We start from the raw sequence: 17,898 nt of genomic DNA, 5'->3' as shown, positions 1-17,898 counted from the left end.
TTAATGGCTGGCAGATCTGTTGATGAAAAGCAGTCCCTTATGTAATGGCAATGAGCATTAGCTGTAAAAAAACATGGAATTGGCGTGGGTCAAAATTGCCACTGAGGAGCGGGGATTTATTGCCAGCCATGCGTCAAGCGTTGTCTGCGCGTCTGCTTTGCGCAGCAGGCAGCGGCCTGCGTCAGCCTCTGAGAGTTCTGTATGCAGCACAAGTTCGTGCTGTGCCGCCACGCGTGAAAACAGAAAAGCCTTGTGCGCGCCCATCTTGAATTCCTGCTGCATAAAGTCCTGCAGCAGGCTTTTGTGATCGGTGAAGCGGCTCACGTAGTTTTCGTACCTTTCATCGCCGATGCCTTGAGCACATTCTGCCAGAAGCAAAATGCGTCCGTGTTCTCCAGCGCAGCGCCGTGCGGAATCCAGCGCTTTTTGCGCTTGATAGAGGCAGATATCTTTTGGCGCGCCGCCGCAGGAGGCCACAACGATGTCCCAGGTTCTGGTGAGCTTGAAGCCGTAAAGCTTGCGGGTTTTTTCTGCCAAGGTGTTCAGCAGCGCGCAGGGATCGCCAACGTACAGTGCGGCAATTTTTTTGTCCGGCGTCATGACCACGTTGACGGCCATCCTGACTCCGGCCAGGATGCCGGCCTCATTGAGATCGTCACGCACGGGGTTGTTTTCAATGTTGCCTGCAAAGGCGCGTGAGTGCTGGAGCTGGCTGTGGTTTTTGGTGATCATGCCCGCTGAAGCGCATCCAATGACCACGCCCTTGGCACCACCGGTGAAACCTACGAACTGGTGCGCGTCCACCATGCCCATAACAATCTTGAGGTCTGCATCGGCGTAGGCGGCATTGATTTCCACCGGGGTTCCCCGGCTGGTCGTGCCCATGTGCCGCATGGGGGAATTTTGTGCGTCGTGGCTCACCACCGTGCAGCCGCGCAGGTCTTCAGGAAGGATGCGCGCCAGTTGGGCCTGGTCGGGCGGCTCATGGAGGCCCCCGCCAACCACGATGCGAACCATGTGGTGAGGCAGCGACGGATAGCTTGTAAAAATTCTTTCCAGTAGCGGAGGGAGCAGCAGCTTGATGGGGAAGGGACGGGTTTCATCGGGCACGGCGATGGCCACGGATTCAGGCGTCGGCATGTTTTCCAGGGCCGGACAGCCTTCGGGCGCATCAAGCGCGTTCATGAAAACGGCCAGCGGATTATCAAGCGGATCTACCTGCTGCGGGGTAAACACACTAACATCGCACGTATCTGGAATTTCCAGGTGCAGGCTGCCTGATCCGTATTTGAGCGTTTGGTTCATGGACGGAATCCTTTGGTAGCTGTCCACCGCGATGTTTATAATGCATGCAGTTCCAGTGGCGGGCCATGGGGCCTTGTTTTCATCCGCGTGCCGTAACGGAGTCTTACGGCACGCGGACGAAAAGGTTACGCGCTTTCGTAGAGTCTGGTCATGATAAATTCGCGATGGCCCAGGGCTTCAGCCGCGGTATTACGGCCGTTGCAGGTACGGACGAGCATTGCAAGCAGCATGTCGCCCGCCTGATCCAGGTTGATTTCGCGGCGCAGAATGCCGGAAACGTCCACGTCGATATGCTCGTTCATGGTGCGCACGGTGCGCGGATTGGCCGACAGTTTGATCACGGGCAGGATGGGGTTGCCGATGATGTTGCCCTGTCCCGTGGGGAAGAAGTGGGCCACAAAGCCCGAAGCGGCGCACAGGGTGACCATTTCGGCCGCGGCGGAAGAGGAATCCATAAACCACAGGCCGGAGCCGGTGGGGGTTTCGGCCTTGTCGAGGCAGCCGATAACCGGAGCCTTGCGGCCGATTTTCTGGATGTTGCCGAGAGCCTTTTCCTCAATGGTGGTCAGGCCGCCTTCAATGTTGCCCTTGGTGGGCTGGGAATCGCAAAGGTCGTCGGTCTTGTGGTCGTCAACAACCTTGGCGTAGCGGTCAAAGAAGCCCATGAATTTTTTGCGCACGTCTTCGGTGGCGCAACGGGCCGCGACCAGGTGTTCGCCGCCGGTGATTTCGGTGGTTTCACCAAACAGGGTAGTGGCGCCCATTTCCCACAGCTTGTCAAAAGCGTTGCCAACGGTGGGGTTGGAGGCAATGCCGGAAGTGGTGTCGGACTCGCCGCACTTGGTGGAAACCCACAGTTCGTCCATACTGCATTCGGTACGCTGCAGTTCGGTGGCAAAGTGGACGAACTCCTTGGCCTTGAGGGAAGCGGCGCGGATGGTTTCCAGGTCGCCATGCTGTTCAATGCCAAAGCCTACAACCGGCTTACCAGTCTTGGCAATGCCGTCCACTACGCGCTGCGTCCACACGGGCTCGATGCCGATGACGACAACTGCGGCCACGTTGGGGTTGCTGCCCACGCCGATAAGGGTGCGGAAATGCAGGTCAAGGTCTTCACCGAACTGCAGACGGCCATAGGCGTGGGGCAGGGCCAGGGTGCCTTTGATGTTGTTTCCCACAGCCTCACAGGCAGCGTTGGAAAGGTCGTCCAAAGGCAGAATGACCACATGGTTACGGATGCCCACACGGCCATTTTCGCGGCGGTAGCCCATAAATGTCTTGCTCATTGGTTTACCACCTCTTGGTTTTGACGTTGTGGACATGCAGGTGTTCGCCACGCTTGATGGGCTTGATCACCTTGCCGATGTCGGTGCCGTATTTGATAACGGTGTCGCCTTCAGAAAGGTCCTGGAGGGCGATCTTGTGGCCGATGGGGATGTCGCTCAGGGTTTCGAACACCAGGGTGGTGTCGCCGTCCATAACCCAGCCGTTGAGTTGGTCGCCCTTTTTGACGCCTTCAACTACGACCACGCCGACGCAGTCGCCGGGTTCATGCACCACAAAGTGGGTTGTCATACTGGCTCCTTGGATAGTATGGTAATAATAAAACGTGAATTAATGGACAAGGAATCTTTACTGCATACATGATAATGCGTATTAGCATTTGTCGAACGATTAAATACTATATTGCTTCATAGTATTTATTCGCAGATGCAACGCGGATCACTTGCTTCACCTTGGTCTTTGCCTAATTAATAGCAAGGGGCATGCCAAAAGAGCGAACAGGTCAATGATCTGCGCCATATAAGGAGAATCTTTTGCGCACATGATTGAATATACAACTAATATTGACCAGTTATGGTAATTTTGCTTATATTTGGGCAGAGAAATGATTAAATGTGGGCAGTGATGAGTTATGCCCTACGAGATTTCAGCAGACGGTTTGCGCAATCCCTCCCAGACAGTGGGTCAGGTGGTGCACCATCTGGCAAAGCTGGTTGTGGGGAAAGCAGAATTTGATGGAGTGTGCCGTGCTGTTGACCAATGGCCACCCGTTGGAACCGCGCCATTTTCTGCTTGAAAGCGACGACTGACCTCTGTTTGAGGATGACGAAGCGGATTATGCTTCTGAAGAAAATGGAAGCGCCGCCGACTCTGATGGCGTGCGACCGGCTCAGGACAAGACGTTGCGGCGACCGACCCGGCAGGCCTGTACCGGGACCAGGACGCCGCGCGGGCCACGCCTCAGGGTTCGGCTCATGGTACAAGCGACAGGGGCGCGGCCACAGGCGGCGCGGCAGTACCCCTGCGTGAGATGGAGCGTATCATGATTCTCAAGGGGCTGAAGGCGACATCGGGCAACAGGACCCAGGCTGCGGATCTGTTGGGCATTTCAGTACGTACCTTGCGCAACAAGCTTAACGACTACCGCGCAGCGGGACATCCCATCGACTGACGCGCCAGCGACGCACCCGGCCCTTGCCGCCGCAGCTGCACAAAAATCAGGACTCAGGCCGTATACGCGGCGTAAAATAAAGAAACCCCGGACAAACCGGGGTTTCTTGCCTCTGGCAAATAAGCGCCGCATCATTGCCGAATCTGCCAGTGCTTTCTTGGGGATATGGATTGAAGGGCAATGAACAGGGAGCGCGGTGCGCTACGCCAAAGGAATGCCTTTTTTGCAAAATTTGTTTCGCTTGTTGTCTGTGCGGTTTGCCGGGCAGGCCGCTTTACGTTTGCTCACCGGTTAACACTGTGCAGGCCTTGCCGCTGTGGCCATCTCCATTGGCCTAACGGCTTTGCGGCGAAGGTTGCTCATGTGGCCGCCGAGCCAAGCAAATAAAGGTCTTCTCGACAGTGCAGTCACTAGCAGCCATTGTTGATGGTACAGCAGGATTTTTTGAGCTTTTCGTACAGCCATGTGAAATCCAGCGTGCCCTGCTCTTCAATGCGGCGCAGTTTTTCCAGCCCTTCTTGGGTAATTTTTTGAGCCTGCGCGGCCAGGGTTTCGGCTTCTTCGCCGCGTATGGCCACAATGCCGTCGTCGTCAGCCACAATGATGTCGCCGGGGTTGATGACCACATTGCCGATGCTGACAGGCACGTTGACTTCTCCACAGGCGTCCTTGTACGGGCCATTGGGCGAAACCGCCCGCGCGTAGACAGGAAAGGGCAGTTCGCGCAAGGCGCGGGCATCCCGTACGGCTCCGTCAATGACAAAACCGGCCAGTCCGCGCTTCATGGCCAGATTGGCCATGATTTCGCCGCACACCGCGCGTTCTTCGTACGCGCCGCATGAGGCCACAATCACGTCGCCGGGCTGGGCGTTGTCCACGGCGTAATAGAGCAGTAGGTTTTCGCTGGCGGGCAGGTTGACGGTATAGGCTGAACCTCGCATGTGGCTGCGGCCAAGAGGTTTGAGGGCCGAGGGCAGGGCGGCGTTGCGGCCCAGGGCGTCGCAGATGTCGGCGACGGCAAGGCCGGAATACAGGTTTATGATGCCGGCGGGCAGGCGGTCGATATGGCGGTTGATGGTAAAGCGCATGCGTTAAGCCTTAGCGGTGCTTTGGGGTTGATTTTGTGCCCATCCGTCCGAGGGTATGGCGGTTCAGACGGATGGGCGCGGTTACAATCAAACACGGTTCAAGCAGTTTTCAGCGATTCAGACTTTAGGATGCGTCCTTAGCTTCCCGGTCTGTCGTGAATAGGTTCGAAAAAAAGCTCTTTCCAATTTTTGGCTTTGTTTTTTACCGCTCCTGTTTCATAGAGAAAATCGGAGAACAGAGATATCCTTACAGGCGTGGTGTTATAAACAATCTGGGGGTTTTCAAATATTCCAGTAATAAGTTCGAGCGGTTCTTTGGTTCCTGTTACCGCAATATACATCGCTGCTGCTTCTTTTTTGTTTTTGGTAACCCATTCGCAGGCATCATCCATAGCTTGAAGGACTATTTTTACAAGCATAGGATCTTTGTTATAAAATTTTTGTGAAGTGGCAACAACGTTGAAGATGTGGTTTCCACCCAATACATCGTACGAGTTGAAAACCATGTGAACGCCCTGAGTGCGCAGCTCAAGACTACTGAAAGGTTCTGACGCTACATGCCCTGTGATTTCTGACTTTCCTGAAGTAAGGGCCACGGCCGCATCGGGGTGCTTTGAAGAAACGGTCAGATAATCAAGCTTGTCATAATTTTTGATCCCGAACTCTTTGGCCACAGCCATTTGCAAAATTAACGCAGGCATGGAAACTTTGCCCGCCGGTACGGCGATACGGTCGTTATCGTTGAAATCAGCCAAGGAAACATTTTCAGCTTTTGAGGTGTTGAGTTTGAGCGGGGCCTGATCAATGGCCGCGATGGCTTTTACCTCCCCCTTGGTTTTATCCCAGAGCCTGACAAAGGGGCCGACCCCTAACGAAATAATGTCCACATTGCCGGAAAGAAACGCATCGTTTGTTGATGAACCACTGCCGAGGGTAAGCCATTTCACCGTAAGGTCTTTGACACCGGCGGCCTGCGCGTATTTTTCAATGAGTTTGCGCTGCTCCACGACATTTAAAAGAAAATGTGATATTCCGTATTGTTTGCTTATGCGTATTTCTGTGGCCTTTGCGTTGAGCGCGGGCAGAAGTAGCGCGGCAATAAATAGGGCAACTAAATATTTTCTCATGGTGTCTTTCCTTGCTGGTATGATTGCTAGTGGAGATGCCTATCCAGTGTAACAATTTCTATCATCGTGCGGGCAACCTCTAGAGTTTCATGCCCCATTTAATAATGGTTTTTTTCTCAACATACTTGAAGATAATGTTTTCAACGAGAACGCCAATGAGGATGATGGCGAACAGCCCGGCGAACACTTCGGCTATATCAAGCTGATTTTTCTTCTCGTAGATGAACCAGCCAAGGCCGCCCGACCCGGAGCTTACGCCGAAAACAAGTTCTGCCGCTATCAGGGTGCGCCAGGCAAACGCCCAGGCGACTTTAAGACCTGTGAGGATGTTTGCAAAAGCGGCGGGCACAAGAATGCGAAAGACAAGAGGCAGGCCTTTCAGTTCATAGCTTCTGCCCACCATGCGCAGCGTGCTGCTAACGCTGGAAAACCCGGTATAAATGCTCAAGGCGAGCGGCCACAACACAGCGTGGATTATTACAAAAATAATACTGGGCGCGCCAAGCCCGAACCACAGAAAGGCCAGGGGCAACAACGCAATGGCGGGCAGAGGGTTAAACATTGAGGTACAGACTTCAAGAAGGTCCGTGCCGAACTTTGTGGTGATGGCCAGAATTGTCAGCAGTGTGGCGATCACCACACCGCACGCATAGGCAATGGCCAAAACCTGCAACGATGTTAATACGCGAAGTCCCATTTCTCCTGAAGCTACTGCTGTATAAAACGCTACAAGCGTGTCGCTGAATGTCGGGAACATCAGCTCGTTATCAACTCTAACCGCGTAGATTTGCCATATAAGGGCCAGCATCAAGAGAATGAATATCTTTCTTGCCGCCGTACAGTTATAGAGTTTTTCAAAAGGGGAGAGGCGAACCTTGATTGCCTCCACATTTGTTTCCGGTGGTAGTTCCCTGACGTATTCTTCGCGCAATACTGGATTGGCTGACTTTGCACTCATTTTATTTGAACCTCTTTTGCCTAGTGGCTGAGCATGTCGTCTTTGAAAAGAATCCTCGAAATACGGCTTCGTATGGCAGCAGCTTCTGGGCTGTTGCGCCGTTCTTCCGGTGGCAGACTTACGTTTAACTCTGCTACAACTTGTCCTGGATGTGCAGAAAGCAGCACAATGCGCGAACCCAACATGATGGCTTCATCTATGGAGTGGGTTACAAAAACCATTGTGAATTTTGATTCTTCCCACAAGGAAAGCAATTCTTCCTGCATTTTTTGTCTGGTCAATGCGTCCAGCGAAGCAAAGGGTTCATCCATTAAAACCAGCTTGGACCTGAGGCCAAGGCAGCGCGCGATGGCGACGCGTTGTTTCATGCCCCCCGAAAGAAGGTGAGGATAAGAGTTTTCAAACTTGCTGAGGTTCACTTTTGCCAGCAACTCCTGGGCCTCGGTTTTCGCTTGTTCTTTGCTGATTTTTCTCGTCAGCATGATCGCAAACATGATGTTTTCAAGCGCTGTTTTCCAGGGAAGCAATTGGTCAAATTCTTGAAAGACAAAACCTCTGTCCGCCCCAGGTTTTTTTATTTCGCGGCCATTCAGGCTTATGCAGCCATGAACTGGTTTTATAAAACCGCCGATGGCCTTGAGTATGGTCGATTTACCACACCCAGAAGGGCCGAGAAGGATGAGGCGGTCAGCTTCATAGGCATCGAAATTTATCAAATGGGTGGCGGTAACAAGATGTTCTGTTGTTTTATACTGTAGCGTCAGGTCTTTAATGCTCAAAAAAGGTCGGATGCTTTGATCTTGCATGTGATTAGCTCCCTACCCTGTCAAAAATGGCGTCGAAATAGAGATCTTTCCAGCTATGAGCCTTGGTTTTAATTGCACCCTGGTCATAAAGAAAATCTGAAAACATCGTAATTCTAACAGGAACGGTGCTGTATACGATGTCGGGGTTTTTCAAGATTTCTGTGATGAGCTCGACAGGCTCTTTGGAATTGGTTTTTGTAATGTACAATTCTGCGGCCTTGACCTTGTTGTCGGCTATCCACGCCGAAGCGTTGTCCAATGCCAGAAGGATGGCTTTGCAGAGTTCTTTATTAGAGTTGTAGAAACTTTCAGAAGTGGAGATCAGATTGGAAATGTGGTGCCCGCCGAGAACGTCATAGGAACTGAATACACTATGTATCCCTGGGGAATTAAGTTCAAAGGTGCTGAAAGGCTCTGAAGCAACATGCCCGGTAATTTCAGACTTGCCGGAGGTAAGGGCGATGGCCGCATCAGGGTATTTTGCGGACACGGTCAGATAATCTATTTTATCGTAATTTTCTTTGCCGAACTCTTTGGCCGCAGCCATTTGCAAAGCCAGGGCCTGCATTGACACTTTAACGGCCGGCAGAGCTATTTTGTCGTTGGGCGTAAAATCTTTTAAGCTCTTTACTTCGGGCCGAGAGGTGTTCAGCACCTGTGGGGATTGGTCAAGTGAGGCCAAAGCTTTGACCTTACCTTTTGATTTGTCCCATAGCCGTAAAAAGGGTGCCACTCCACCGGATATAATATCAACATTGCCAGAAAGGAGCGCGTCATTTGACGTTGCACCGCTGCCGAAAGTCAGCCAGGTAACCTTGACATTGTTGAGCCCCACAGCCGCAGCCTGTTTTTCTATCAACTTGTGTTCTTCAACGACCATAAGCGGCAGATATGGAAGGCCATACTGCTTGCTGATGCGAACTTCGCTGTTCATTGCCAATGCTGGAGTGGCAAATAAAGCAATAAGGATGAGTGCAATAATGTTTTTTTTCATTTTATTCCCCATGATAATGCTGTACAGTTGATAAAAATCGCCCTTTATTCAAAATGTTACGCTTTTGAACGTTAGTTATAAAAAAACATGGAATTGGCGTGGGTCAAAATTGCCACTGAGGCGTGGGGATTTATTGCCAGCCATGCGTCAAGCGTTGTCTGCGCGTCTGCTTTGCGCAGCAGGCAGCGGCCCGCGTCAGCTTCTGAGAGTTCTGTATGCAGCACAAGTTCGTGCTGTGCCGCCACGCGTGAAAACAGAAAAGCCTTGTGCGCGCCCATCTTGAATTCTGCTGCATAAAGTCCTGCAGCAGGCTTTTGTGATCGGTGAAGCGGCTCACGTAGTTTTCGTACCTTTCATCGCCAATGCCTTGAGCACATTCTGCCAGAAGCAAAATGCGTCCGTGTTCTCCAGCGCAGCGCCGTGCGGAATCCAGCGCTTTTTGCGCTTGATAGAGGCAGATATCTTTTGGCGCGCCGCCGCAGGAGGCCACAACGATGTCCCAGGTTCTGGTGAGCTTGAAGCCGTAAAGCTTGCGGGTTTTTTCTGCCAAGGTGTTCAGCAGCGCGCAGGGATCGCCAACGTACAGTGCGGCAATTTTTTTGTCCGGCGTCATCACCACGTTGACGGCCAGCTTGACCCCGGCCAGGATGCCGGCCTCGTTCAGGTCTTCACGTACGGGGTTGTTTTCAAGGTTTCCCGCAAAGGCGCGAGGATCCTGGAGCTGGCTGTGGTTTTTGGTGAGCATGCCCGCTGAAGCGCATCCAATGACCACGCCCTTGGCCCCGCCGGTGAAACCTACGAACTGGTGCGCGTCCACCATGCCTATAACAATCTTGAGGTCTGCATTTGCGTAGGCGGCATTGATTTCCACCGGGGACCCCCGGCTGGTAATGCCCATGTGCCGCATGGGAGAATTTTGTGCGTCGTGGCTCACCACCGTGCAGCCGCGAAGGTCTTCAGGAAGAATGCGCGCCAACTGGGCCTGGTCGGGCGGCTCATGAAGCCCCCCCCGACCACGATGCGAACCATGTGGTGAGGCAGCGACGGATAGCTTGTAAAAATTCTTTCTAACAGAGGAGGAAGCAGCAGCTTGATGGGGAAGGGACGGGTTTCATCGGGCACGGCGATGGCCGCGGATTCAGGCGTCGGCATCTTTTCCAGGGCCGGACAGCCTTCGGCCGCATCAAGCGCGTTCATGAAAACGGCCAGTGGATTATCAAGCGGTTCCACCTGCTGCGGGGTAAACACACTAACATCGCACGTATCTGGTATTTCCAGGTGCAGGCTGCCTGATCCGTATTTGAGCGTGTGGTTCATGGACGGAATCCTTTGGTAGCTGTTCACCGCGATGTTTTTTATGCATGCAGTCCCAGTGGAGGGCATGAACCCTGTCTTCATCCGCGTGCCGTAACAATGTCTTACGGCACGCGGATGAGGAGGCTACGCGCTTTCGTAGAGTCTGGTCATGATAAATTCGCGATGGCCCAGGGCTTCAGCCGAGGTATTGCGGCCGTTGCAAGTACTGATAAGCATCGCAAGCAGCATGTCGCCCGCCTGATCCAGGTTGATTTCGCGGCGCAGAATGCCGGAAACGTCCACGTCGATGTGTTCGTTCATGGTGCGCACGGTGCGCGGGTTGGCCGACAGTTTGATAACGGGCAGGATGGGGTTGCCGATGATGTTGCCCTGTCCCGTGGGGAAGAAGTGGGCCACAAAGCCGGAAGCCGCGCACAGGGTGACCATTTCGGCAGCGGCGGAAGAGGAATCCATAAACCACAGGCCGGGGCCGGTGGGGGTTTCGGCCTTGTCGAGGCAGCCGATAACCGGAGCCTTGCGGCCGATTTTCTGAATGTTGCCGAGGGCCTTTTCCTCAATGGTGGTCAGGCCGCCTTCGATGTTGCCCTTGGTGGGCTGGGAATCGCAAAGGTCGTCGGTCTTGTGGTCGTCAACAACCTTGGCGTAGCGGTCAAAGAAGCCCATGAATTTTTTGCGCACGTCTTCGGTGGCGCAACGGGCGGCGACCAGGTGTTCGCCGCCGGTGATTTCGGTGGTTTCACCAAACAGGGTAGTGGCGCCCATTTCCCACAGCTTGTCAAAAGCGTTGCCAACGGTGGGGTTGGAAGCAATGCCGGAAGTGGTGTCGGATTCGCCGCACTTGGTGGAAACCCACAGTTCGTCCATGCTGCATTCGGTACGCTGCAGTTCGGTGGCAAAGTGGACGAACTCCTTGGCCTTGAGGGAAGCGGCGCGGATGGTTTCCAGGTCGCCATGCTGTTCAATGCCAAAGCCTACAACCGGCTTGCCGGTCTTGGCGATGCCGTCGACCACGCGCTGCGTCCACACGGGCTCGATGCCGATAACGACAACTGCGGCCACGTTGGGGTTGCTGCCCACGCCGATAAGGGTGCGGAAATGCAGGTCAAGGTCTTCACCGAACTGCAGACGGCCATAGGCGTGGGGCAGGGCCAGGGTGCCCTTGATGTTGTTTCCCACAGCCTCACAGGCAGCGTTGGAAAGGTCGTCCAGAGGCAGAATGACCACATGGTTACGGATGCCCACACGGCCATTTTCGCGGCGGTAGCCCATAAATGTCTTGTTCATTGGTTTACCACCTCTTGGTTTTGACGTTGTGCACATGCAGGTGTTCACCACGCTTGATGGGCTTGACCACCTTGCCGATGTCGGTGCCGTATTTGATGACGGTGTCGCCTTCAGCAAGGTTCTGCAGGGCGATCTTGTGCCCGATGGGGATGTCGCTCAAAGTTTCGAACACGAGGGTGGTGTCGCCGTCCATAACCCAGCCGTTGAGTTGGTCGCCCTTTTTGACGCCTTCAACTACGACCACGCCGACGCAGTCGCCGGGCTCATGCACCACAAAGTGGGTTGTCATACTGGTCTCCTTGGATAGTATGGTAATAATAAAACGTGAATTAATGGACAAGGAGTCCTTGTTGTATATATGATAATGCGTATTAGCATTTGTATAGCGATTAAATACCCCATCGTTTGAGAGTATTTATTCGCAGATGCAACGCGGATCACTTGCTTCACCTTCGTCTTTGCTTGTTTGATAGCAAGGGGCATGCCAAAAGTGCGCGTGGGCAATGACCTGTGCCATATATGGAGAATTTTTCACAAAGTTGGTTGGACGCGCAGCTAGTATTGACCGGTTGTGGTAATTTTGCTTGTATTTGGGCAGGGGAATGATTAAATGTGGGCAGAGGTGAGTTATGCCCTACGAGATTTCCGCAGACGGTTTGCGCAATCCTTCCCAGACAGTAGGCCAGGTGGTGCACCATCTGGCCAAATTGGTCGTGGGCAAGATGGATCGAAACGCGTTTTTTCGCATGCTTGCAAAACAGCTCCGCGTCTTGTTTCACTATGACCGCTTCTGCATCAACCTGTATGACGCCGAAAGGGAATTTCTCAATCTCTTTACGGCGGCCGACGGCACCGTGGTGGAATCGCTCTCCAACACGCGCATCGCCCAGAACACGGTGGCAGGCCTGGCCATTGCCTCACGCAAGCCCGTGGTCATCAATGACCTGGCGAAACACGATTTCGGCGACTCGCCCATGCCGCTTTCCACCGTGGGCCTCAACTCCACCATCGCCCTGCCGCTCATCGTCAGCGGCGAAGTTATCGGAACCCTGCACGTTTCATTTATAAAGCCCCCTGAAAACATCGTGCAGATCCTCAATGTGCTTTTGGAACTCAGCCCGGTGCTGTCCACCTTTCTTTTTGCCGTATTGTCCGAGGAGCGCCTTGAAAAAGCCCGCGCCACGAACACGACCATGCCGCAAACCCCTGACACGGACACCACGGGCAGCATCCAGCTGGCCTCAAGCCTGCTTGAGACGCCCGACCTGCACAGGCTTATGGCCCTGGCGCGCAAGGTGGCCAAGCTGCACATCGCGGTAATGATCGTGGGTGAAACGGGTACGGGCAAAAGCATGATGGCCCGCTGGCTGCACAGGCACAGCCCGCGCAGGGGAAACAATTTTGTGAAGGTCAACTGCCCGTCCCTGCCCCCCACCCTTTTTGAGAGCGAAATGTTCGGCTACGCCAAGGGGGCGTTTACCGGGGCCACGAGCAAGCGCGTGGGCCGCGTTGAACTGGCCCAGGGCGGCACACTTTTTCTTGATGAAATTGGCGAGCTTGCACCAGAAATGCAAAGCAAGCTCCTGCAGGTGCTTGAAGAAAATTCTTTTGAACGTGTGGGCGAAGCCTCGCCCATCGGGGTGGACATCCGCGTCTTGTCCGCCACCAACATCGACCTTGCGACAGCCATGGACGAAGGCCGTCTGCGCCGGGATCTCTATTACCGGCTTGGCTCGGTGGTGCTGCGCATGCCGCCGCTTCGCGAAAGAAAAAACGACATACCGCTGTTTGTGGATCATTTTGTAAAGCAGTTTGCCAAGGAATATGAAATAACCCCGCCAAAACTCACGCGTTCTGTCATGGAAGCCCTTTATGAGCACCCCTGGCCCGGCAATACGCGCGAGTTGCGCAACGTGGTGAGCCGCCTGTTGCTGCAAACACTGGATGGCCCCATTACCGAGAGCTTCGTGGCCGAGGCCCTGCATTTGTGGAAAACACCGGCAGGCGACCTTGCGTCCGGCCCGGCGTTTCCGGCTGCCGCTCCGCAGCCAGGCGCGCCATGGGGCAATTGGCAGGTGCCCATACTCCCCCAAACGGGCGTTGAAAAGCCGGGGGCTTCCTCTGCGCTGCCCACCCTTGAGCAAAACGAAAAAGCCCATATCGAGAAGGCCCTGCGTCTCAGCGGGGGCAAGCTTTCCGGGCCGGGCGGGGCTGCGGATCTGCTCGGCGTGCCGCGCTCCACCTTGCAGCACCGCATGCGCAAACTGGACATAAAGTAGGGATGTTGCCCCCACTTTCGGCGGATGTGCAGTCTTTCTTGAGTTTCCACAGGATTGCGCATATGATGCCGCTCTACGTCAAGAGCAATTACGCATTCCGGAGTCCGCATGCTTGAGTATATCCGTGATAAATCACAGTCTTTGGGCGTCAAACTGGCCTTTGCGCTTATCATCCTCGTCTTTGTTTTCTGGGGCGTGGGCAACTTTAATGACCGCAGCGCGGGCACTCTGGTGGCCGTGGTCAATGGCGACGCCATTACCATGCGTGAATTCGAGTCCGCCTACCGCAACGCCGAAGAAAACCTGCTCCGGAGCAACCCCGGAGTCACGCGCGAGCAGTTGAAACAGCAGCAGCTGGGTCGCCAGGTACTGCGTGACCTTGTCACCCAGACATTGCTGTCCCAGGAGGCCGCCCGCACAGGCGTGACGGTCACGCCTGTGGAACTGCGCGTGGCCATCGGCAGCATCAAGAGCTTTCAGAATGAAAAGGGGCAGTTTGATCCCGGCGTGTATTCCCGCATTCTGGCGGCGCAGCGTCTTACGCCCGCCCAGTTCGAGCAGGATACGGCGCGCGAGATGCTGCGGAAAAAGATGTACGACATGGTGACGGCCCCCGCCTGGGCCGACCCCGCCGAAGCGCAGAAGCGCTTTGAATTCCTGCGTGAAAAGCGGGATGTGGACTATATTTTCATCAACGAGGCGGATTTTGCCGCTTCCATCAAGCCTACCGATGAAGAGGTGGCGGCCTACTACGAGAGCCACAAGGCCCAGTTCGCCGTTCCCGCCAAGGCCGACGTTTCCTATGTGCTGGTGAATCCGCAGGATCTCGTGAAGGCCAGCAGCATCAGCTCTGCCGACGCGCAGAAGTGGTATGAAGAAAACGCCGCCCGCTTTGAGCAGAAAGAAGAAGTGAAGGCGGCCCATATTCTTGTGCCCCTGGCCGAGGATGCCTCTGAGGCCGATGTGAAGAAGGCCCAGGATCAGGCCGCCAAAATTGAAGCCGAGCTCAAGTCTGGCAAAAGCTTTGCCGCTGTGGCCGACGAGCACAACGGCCCCAATGCCGCCGGGCCTGGCGGCGAACTTGGCTGGGTCAAGCGCGGCATGACCGTGAAACCCTTTGAAGACGCCGCTTTTGCCCTTGACGCTGGCAAGGTTTCCGCTCCTGTGCGCAGCCAGTTCGGCCTGCACATCATCAAGGTTGAAGAAAAGAAGGCAGGCGGTCTGCCGCCCTTCAAGCAGGTGGAAGCCGAAGTTCTGGCCACCATGGCCCAGGAACAGGGCGTGGACAAGCTGCACGACGTGGTGGACAGCCTTGTTGAAGACAACATCCTTGGCCGCCCCCTCAAGCAGGGCGCGGAAAAGTACGGTCTCAAATGGGGTGAAACCGGCCTGCTTTCTGCCGCCGACCTCGTAAACACGCTGGGCGTCACTGCCGAAGGCGCGTCTGTTCTTGTGGGCACTCCGGCGGGTAACCCTGTGGACACGGCACTTGAGGCCGGAAAGTCCTATGTGGTGGCTCGCGTGCTCAAGTCCGAGCCCGCAACCACGGCTCCCCTGGACTCCGTCAAGGGCCAGATCGTCAAGGCCCTGATCGCGGAAAAGGCCCTTGTGGCGGCTATGGACGCCGCAAGCCAGGTGCGTAAGGATCTGGACACCGCGCCCTTGGGCGCAGCGGGACTGAAGGGTCGTGAAGTCAAGATTGCCAAGGGCGTGGAGCGCAACGGCGGTCTGCCCGGTTTTGCGCCCAACCCCGAAATGACTGAAGCGCTGTTTGAGGCCAAGGCCGGCCAGTGGCTGCCCGTGGCCTACGCGGTTGAGGGCGACAACGGCTCCGGCGCCGTTCTCGTGCGGGTCAAGGGCGTACAGCCCCCTGACGCCGCCGAATGGGATATGGTCAAGGATATCATGGCCAATGCCGTTACCCGTGACCGGGCCAATGCCCTGTTTGAAATGTTCATGCAGCGGCTTGCTTCCAGCGCCAAGATCAAGGTTTACAACGAAGATTTTGTTGACCGCAAGAATATGTAACAGCACGCGTCTTTCAGGCGACGGGATTTGCGCGCACATTGTGTGCCCACATCTTTAACAGCCCGAATAAAGAGGCTGTTGCGCCTGATATTATACTATTCTGGCCGGAGCCGCTTGACGGCTCCGGCCTTGTTTGTAAGAGCAAGACATGTGAGCATGGCGCAGGCCTTACAGACCCGCCGCCAGACAAAGGCAAGGACGTTTCAGGGCCGTGAATTTTTGCGGCGCCGGGGGGCACGGTCTTCCGGTTGTATATAAGGAGGCACGCTATGTGCGGTATTATTGGTTATGCAGGACACAGACCGGCCGTTCCCGTTGTGGTGGAAGGGCTGCGCAGGCTTGAATATCGCGGCTATGACTCCGCTGGCGTGGCCTTTGTGCGCCAGAATGACATACATGTGGTGCGCGCCATGGGCAAACTGGCTGCCCTGGAAGAAAAGCTCGCCCACGAGTCCGTCACCACGCCCACCTGCGCCATGGGCCACACACGCTGGGCCACGCACGGCGTGCCCGCCGAACGCAATGCCCATCCCCATTGCAGCAACGACGGCTCACTGGCCATCGTGCACAACGGAATCATTGAAAATTATCAGGAAATCAAGGCGGAACTGACGGGCAAGGGCTATACCTTCAGCTCTGAAACCGACACCGAAGTGCTGGTCAATCTTGTGGCCGAGCGCCGCAAGACCTCGCCCGACCTGCTGCACGCCTTTGCCACGGCCCTGCGCGAGGCGCACGGCGCGTATGCCGTATGCCTTATGGACAAGGACGAACCCGGCGTCATCTATGCCGCGCGCATGTCTGCCCCGCTCATCTTCGGTCAGGGAACGGGCGAAAATTTTGTGGCTTCGGACATTCCGGCTTTTCTGCCCTACACGCGCAAGGTGGTCTTTTTGCAGGACGGCGACCTCGTGCGCGCCACGGCGGGCAGCTTTGAAATCCTGCGCCTTGAAGACCTGAGCCCCGTAAGCCGTGAAACGCAGACCATCCAGTGGGACATGCAGGCCGCGCAAAAGGGCGGTTACCGCCACTTTATGCTCAAGGAAATTTTTGAGCAGCCCCGCGTCATTTCCGATGGCCTCACCGGCCGCCTGAACGCGGACAAAAGCCAGGTGCGCCTGGAAGAGCTGGATGCCCTGCCCGTGCCGAAACGCCTGCACATCGTGGCCTGCGGCACCTCCTATCATTCTGGCCTGTGGGGGCGGCATCTGCTGGAACACTGGGCGCGCGTGCCCGTGCAGGTGGAAATCGCCTCGGAGTTTCGCTACCGCGACACCCTGCTGCTGGACAAGGACGACATGGTGCTTGTCATCAGCCAGAGCGGCGAAACGGCGGACACCCTTGCGGCCCTGCGCATTGCCAAACAGAATGGCGTGACCGTGCTTGGCCTGTGCAACGTGGTGGGTTCATCCATCGCGCGTGACGCTTCCGCCGTGCTCTATACCCAGGCCGGGCCGGAGATCAGCGTGGCCTCCACCAAGGCCATGTGCAGCCAGATGCTTATGCTGGCCCTCATGGCCCTGTACTGGGGCACGCGCAAAGGCTGCCTGCCCGCCGATGATTGCCGGAGCACACTGCAGATTCTCGAAAATCTGCCTGCCCTGCTGGACGACTGCCTGCCCGCGCTGCACGACCGCGCCAAGGAGATATCCCGCAAGTACGCGCAGGTGCGCAATTTCTTCTATCTTGGCCGTGGGCACTGCTATCCCCTTGCGCTGGAAGGCGCGCTCAAGCTCAAGGAGCTTTCCTACATCCACGCCGAGGGGTATGCGGCGGGCGAAATGAAGCACGGCCCCATAGCGCTCATCGATCCGAGCTTTCCCACGTTCGCCCTGGCTCTGGACGACGCGCTGCTTCCCAAGGTGAAATCCAACATGGTCGAGGTTCAGGCCCGGCAGGGCAAGGTCATTGCCCTGACCAACAAGGGCGTGGAGCTGGATGCAGAAGATCGCTGGGAAATTCCGGCCCTTCCCGCCCCGCTCTCGGCCTTTGTGGCCCTTCCCGCCCTGCAGCTGTTCAGCTATGAAACGGCTGACTATCTTGGCAAGGATGTGGACCAACCCCGCAACCTGGCCAAAAGCGTTACCGTGGAATAAGGCTTTTCAAAAGGCCTTTGTGAATATTCCGAAGACAGTGGGCGCGCGCTTGAGCGCGTCCACTGCGGAAATACAGCGCGTCTGTTCCTTCGCGTGAGCTTCTGCACCGCAGAGCCAGAGCAAGTTCACTCCCAGAGGTACTCTGCTCTTTGATTTCAAAA

Annotated in this window: 14 protein-coding genes and 2 pseudogenes; 4 read left to right on the top strand and 12 right to left on the bottom strand. The window is 55.5% G+C overall.

Annotated features, from left to right (window positions below; translation table 11 throughout):
- Positions 1 to 57: 57 nt before the first annotated feature.
- From larA to RBR41_RS05245, 3 genes are all read right to left on the bottom strand, one after another.
- Positions 58 to 1,305, bottom strand: a complete 1,248-nt coding sequence (larA, locus tag RBR41_RS05255) for a nickel-dependent lactate racemase (RefSeq protein WP_320351538.1) — start codon at positions 1,303 to 1,305, stop codon at positions 58 to 60.
- Between the two features lie 125 nt (positions 1,306 to 1,430).
- Positions 1,431 to 2,591, bottom strand: a complete 1,161-nt coding sequence (locus tag RBR41_RS05250; protein ID WP_320351537.1) for a UxaA family hydrolase — start codon at positions 2,589 to 2,591, stop codon at positions 1,431 to 1,433.
- 4 nt (positions 2,592 to 2,595) lie between these two features.
- The gene (locus tag RBR41_RS05245; RefSeq protein ID WP_320351536.1) at positions 2,596 to 2,880 is read right to left on the bottom strand and encodes a UxaA family hydrolase; all 285 of its coding nucleotides are present in this window, start codon (positions 2,878 to 2,880) and stop codon (positions 2,596 to 2,598) included.
- Between the two features lie 434 nt (positions 2,881 to 3,314).
- Between RBR41_RS05245 and RBR41_RS14615 the strand changes: the two are divergent.
- A pseudogene (locus RBR41_RS14615) lies at positions 3,315 to 3,760 on the top strand (helix-turn-helix domain-containing protein); the annotation flags it as partial.
- Between the two features lie 410 nt (positions 3,761 to 4,170).
- On the opposite strand, the gene RBR41_RS05235 reads toward RBR41_RS14615, so the two are convergent.
- The 9 genes and pseudogenes from RBR41_RS05235 to RBR41_RS05200 form a co-directional block, all read right to left on the bottom strand.
- The gene (locus tag RBR41_RS05235; RefSeq protein WP_320351535.1) at positions 4,171 to 4,848 is read right to left on the bottom strand and encodes a dimethylmenaquinone methyltransferase; all 678 of its coding nucleotides are present in this window, start codon (positions 4,846 to 4,848) and stop codon (positions 4,171 to 4,173) included.
- A 137-nt stretch (positions 4,849 to 4,985) separates the two neighbouring features.
- The gene (locus RBR41_RS05230) at positions 4,986 to 5,975 is read right to left on the bottom strand and encodes an ABC transporter substrate-binding protein (RefSeq protein ID WP_320351534.1); all 990 of its coding nucleotides are present in this window, start codon (positions 5,973 to 5,975) and stop codon (positions 4,986 to 4,988) included.
- 79 nt (positions 5,976 to 6,054) lie between these two features.
- A complete protein-coding gene (locus RBR41_RS05225) occupies positions 6,055 to 6,933 on the bottom strand; it encodes an ABC transporter permease (RefSeq protein ID WP_320351533.1) in 879 nt (292 codons plus the stop codon).
- 20 nt (positions 6,934 to 6,953) lie between these two features.
- Positions 6,954 to 7,739: an ABC transporter ATP-binding protein gene (locus RBR41_RS05220; protein WP_320351532.1), complete on the bottom strand. Its 786-nt coding sequence runs from the start codon at positions 7,737 to 7,739 to the stop codon at positions 6,954 to 6,956.
- 4 nt (positions 7,740 to 7,743) lie between these two features.
- The gene (locus tag RBR41_RS05215) at positions 7,744 to 8,733 is read right to left on the bottom strand and encodes an ABC transporter substrate-binding protein (RefSeq protein ID WP_320351531.1); all 990 of its coding nucleotides are present in this window, start codon (positions 8,731 to 8,733) and stop codon (positions 7,744 to 7,746) included.
- 130 nt (positions 8,734 to 8,863) lie between these two features.
- Positions 8,864 to 9,346, bottom strand: a complete 483-nt coding sequence (locus RBR41_RS14610; RefSeq protein ID WP_413785135.1) for a hypothetical protein — start codon at positions 9,344 to 9,346, stop codon at positions 8,864 to 8,866.
- A 147-nt stretch (positions 9,347 to 9,493) separates the two neighbouring features.
- Positions 9,494 to 10,050 (bottom strand): annotated as a pseudogene (locus RBR41_RS14605) (lactate racemase domain-containing protein); the annotation flags it as partial.
- A gap of 123 nt (positions 10,051 to 10,173) precedes the next feature.
- A complete protein-coding gene (locus RBR41_RS05205) occupies positions 10,174 to 11,334 on the bottom strand; it encodes a UxaA family hydrolase (protein ID WP_320351530.1) in 1,161 nt (386 codons plus the stop codon).
- 4 nt (positions 11,335 to 11,338) lie between these two features.
- A complete protein-coding gene (locus RBR41_RS05200; RefSeq protein WP_320351529.1) occupies positions 11,339 to 11,623 on the bottom strand; it encodes a UxaA family hydrolase in 285 nt (94 codons plus the stop codon).
- Between the two features lie 340 nt (positions 11,624 to 11,963).
- Between RBR41_RS05200 and RBR41_RS05195 the strand changes: the two genes are divergently transcribed.
- The 3 genes from RBR41_RS05195 (at position 11,964) to glmS (ending at position 17,737) form a co-directional block, all read left to right on the top strand.
- Positions 11,964 to 13,613, top strand: coding sequence for a sigma-54-dependent Fis family transcriptional regulator (locus RBR41_RS05195; RefSeq protein WP_320351528.1), 1,650 nt, complete (start codon positions 11,964 to 11,966; stop codon positions 13,611 to 13,613).
- Between the two features lie 108 nt (positions 13,614 to 13,721).
- A complete protein-coding gene (locus RBR41_RS05190; protein WP_320351527.1) occupies positions 13,722 to 15,641 on the top strand; it encodes a SurA N-terminal domain-containing protein in 1,920 nt (639 codons plus the stop codon).
- A 269-nt stretch (positions 15,642 to 15,910) separates the two neighbouring features.
- Positions 15,911 to 17,737, top strand: coding sequence for a glutamine--fructose-6-phosphate transaminase (isomerizing) (gene glmS, locus RBR41_RS05185; protein WP_320351526.1), 1,827 nt, complete (start codon positions 15,911 to 15,913; stop codon positions 17,735 to 17,737).
- Positions 17,738 to 17,898: the final 161 nt, after the last annotated feature.

The sequence above is a fragment of the Desulfovibrio sp. genome, from assembly GCF_034006445.1.
Classification (GTDB): Bacteria; Desulfobacterota; Desulfovibrionia; order Desulfovibrionales; family Desulfovibrionaceae; genus Desulfovibrio.
Note: the sequence above shows the minus strand (reverse complement) of the source record. Positions and strands in the feature narration are given on the sequence as shown.